Annotated in this window: 2 protein-coding genes; both read right to left on the reverse strand. The window is 26.5% G+C overall.

Features of this window, described 5'->3' with window-relative positions; all coding sequences use genetic code 11:
- Positions 1–377 (reverse strand): ATP-binding cassette domain-containing protein (locus tag AC1DJR_RS30335; protein ID WP_477004294.1); only part of this gene is annotated, 377 nt, incomplete at its 3' end.
- A gap of 3 nt (positions 378–380) precedes the next feature.
- Positions 381–1,145 (reverse strand): hypothetical protein, encoded by a 765-nt coding sequence (locus AC1DJR_RS30340; RefSeq protein ID WP_215577157.1) that lies wholly within the window; start codon positions 1,143–1,145, stop codon positions 381–383.
- Positions 1,146–1,233: the final 88 nt, after the last annotated feature.

The following is a 1,233-nucleotide window of genomic DNA, read 5'->3' on the forward strand; positions in this document are numbered from 1 at the left end:
TTATCTGCTTTATCAAGTCCAACCCTTTGAATAATATTATAAATTTCCTCATCAGAAATTTTATTGTTAATCGATGCTAAAAATTTCAAGTTCTGAAAACCAGTATACCCTGGAATAAAACTTGGATATTCAATCAATATTCCCATAGAATCAGGAAATTGCTTTTGTTTTCCGATCATTTTATTATCTATATAAACAAATCCAGAATTCAAACGCATTAACCCTGATATAGCTCGTAAAATCATCGTTTTACCAGAGCCATTATGCCCCTTCAAAACTAAAAACTCGCCTTTTTTTATCGATAAACTAATATTATCTAACACAATATTTCCTTTTAATTTTTTCATCATACATTCACATTTAATATAATTGTCCATAAATTATTCACCTATCACATCTAGTTTTTTAAAACAAAAACTACCTAATAAAATCATTACAACAACAATTACTACTCCTATTAAAAGTAAATCATTACATTGAATAGATTGATTATTACCTAAAGTCAATTGAATTGAACTGTGATCAACAAAATACCAGCGATTTGGCATAACAAAAGAGCCTAAAAAACAAATACTATGAAAGAAAATAGACATAAATAGGTACATCAACATCAGTACAAAAACAATAGTTATTGGTATATAAAACGTTAAAAACTCAAAAATTAAAGCTAATAAAAAGCTTATGATTATTTGAATTAGCATAGTACCTAATATTTTATAAGAAAATTGACTATATAAATTTAAAAAAGAATACTCGCCAAAAGAAAGCAAATAGTAAACAGTAAACCAAAGAAAATACATAACAATCCAAATACTAATTATATAAAAGAACAAAGATAGTATTTTCGTTAACCAAAGAAAATGCTTCTTCTTAACACGAGGAAATAAATAAACACCATTCTGTTGAATATCTGAAAAAGCAAAATTCCCTACAAGCAACAAAGGAGTGATTTGAAAAAAAAACCAATAAAAAGGGATAGAAAATCGCCCCTCCTTATAAAAGTGAGATAAATCAACAAAGTCTACTCCATGAAAAAATCGATAAAAGGTAACATCTACTAATACAGGTTCTTTACCATTAATAAGAGACTGATTGTATAAAAAAGTAAATACAATCATAGCGTAAATTAAGAATAAAAAAGCCATTATCTTGATGGAATCTCTAAACCTTACATGTAAATCTCTTTTTAACAAATGATATAAAATCATAATGTAAACTAGATCACCTCTGTTT

The organism is Bacillus sp. 05T31, from assembly GCF_056396725.1.